The 1,724-nt window shown below is 43.7% G+C and carries 1 protein-coding gene and 2 pseudogenes; all 3 read right to left on the bottom strand.

All coding sequences use genetic code 11. From position 1 onward, the window contains the following. Positions 1-168, bottom strand: a pseudogene (locus tag R7P72_RS23930) (siderophore ABC transporter substrate-binding protein); the annotation flags it as partial. Between the two features lie 163 nt (positions 169-331). Continuing rightward, positions 332-1,012 (bottom strand): Crp/Fnr family transcriptional regulator, encoded by a 681-nt coding sequence (locus R7P72_RS23925; RefSeq protein WP_025612162.1) that lies wholly within the window; start codon positions 1,010-1,012, stop codon positions 332-334. 240 nt (positions 1,013-1,252) lie between these two features. Continuing rightward, positions 1,253-1,724, bottom strand: a pseudogene (locus tag R7P72_RS23920) (Preprotein translocase subunit SecY); the annotation flags it as partial.

The following is a 1,724-nucleotide window of genomic DNA, read 5'->3' as shown; positions in this document are numbered from 1 at the left end:
CCCGAAGTTATCCAAAGCATCTAAAGGACCAAAACCAATCACAACCACGCGCTTAGGTGATTGTTCTAGCTCGGTTTTTCCCATGTAATGGTCAATAACAACGTTAGCAGCAAAAGATGGAGAAATGGTTAGCAGCGAGAAAACAGCCGCACTGACGAGTTTTTTCATTTTGTTGAGCCTTAATGAGATCTATTATCATGCGCGTTCGCAATATAGCGTTACTCTCAAAAGCATTCAACAAGATTTATACGACTTTACATTCATTACAGTGATTTTAGATTAAACCATTTCAAGCACTTATGAATGGTAATCATTGCAATCCCGAATTGAATTATTCGTGCGAATCGATGAACGCTTTTAACGCCATTTCATCAAGAATCGCTAAGCCATTGTCGGTTTTTGCAATGAGTCCTTTATCGATAAGATCTTTGACCGCACGTCGATAAACACGACCTGACGTACCAAATCGTTCCGCCTCTTGGTTCACTTTGTCAAAGCCACCAAGCAGCGTATCCGTCTGATTACGGACGAGAAGATCATAGGCAATGTTGTAAGTGATGGGATGCAGCAAACGGTTAGTATAGATATCCATTGAGTCCTGATAGTCTTCTGCCAGTGCAGAGGCAAAAAACACCATCATCTCAGAGTGCTGCTGTAGTGCTTCGGTCAGTTTTTGAATGCAAATGACATCGACTTGCATGTGCTCATCAGCCACCACATTCCACTGGCAAGGGGTTTGAGTAAAGTACTCCATTTCGCCATAAATGTGGTAATCGCAGTTCGCCTCCCCTAGTTGGAAACGTCGCCCATTGGCGGCCAAAATGCTCATAGAAACACGTCCAACAGGCACGATATACAGGTACTGAAGTTGCTCGCCTTGGCGCAAAATGGCTTCGCCTGCATCAAAATAACGAGTGTTTACTTGGCACTGATAGATGAGATCACGAAACGCGGCACTTTTCTGTTCTAGATAGTTTTTGAAGCGACCAGTCGGATAAGGGCTGATTTTCATGCGTTTTTCTCTGCGCTAGGAAGGATGCTAATCCGGACAAATGAGCAACTCAAAGACTAAGCCAGTTTGCTTGTTCATCCAGACAATTACTATTGATAACAATCTCAGATGGATTGTACCCCTTCCATTAAGACGATGAAACCAAGTAAATTATCACCTACTGAAATAGGTGCTTTAGGGCTGAAAATAAAAAAAAGAGCGTCCATCGACGCTCTTTAATAGTTTACTGAGTCTAGACCATTAAGCGGCTTCAGCTTGACCAATCCAATGGTAATGGTGGTTGGCTTTTTTACCCACCAGCCCAAGCTCTGCAAGCTCTTCGAAGACTTTGTCTACCTCTTCCGCAGAAAGTCTAAATTGCTTCGCTACCGCTTTTTTCGTACACGTAATTTGATGACTTTTAAGGGCATCGCTCACCTGTTCTAGCAGTGTTTTTGGCTCTTCCGGTTCTTCAATTTTTTGCTCAATGGCGGGTTCATCTTCATCCTTAATGTGTGGAAGATAACCCGCTGGCTCTGGGTCAATATCGCGAATTGATGCCACGGTCATGCCTACGTAGCGACGGTAATAGTGACGGAAACGTTGCTCTTCACCAATCAAACCAACAAAAAACGCCGCAAAGAAATCGAGCAGGATGGATAAGAACACCACCAGCCATAACTGAGCTTGTTGCGATGTCGTACCAAACGCATTCGCAAGGCTATCAATCAGA

This window comes from Vibrio sp. Vb0888, from assembly GCF_033338835.1.
GTDB classification, from domain to species: domain Bacteria; phylum Pseudomonadota; class Gammaproteobacteria; order Enterobacterales; family Vibrionaceae; genus Vibrio; species Vibrio alginolyticus.
This window is presented reverse-complemented; position numbering and strand designations above follow the sequence as displayed.

Excerpts from the sequence above, each read along its gene's own strand:
- R7P72_RS23925 (WP_025612162.1), bottom strand. The coding sequence starts at position 1,012 with ATGAAAATCAGCCCTTATCCGACTGGTCGCTTCAAAAACTATCTAGAA.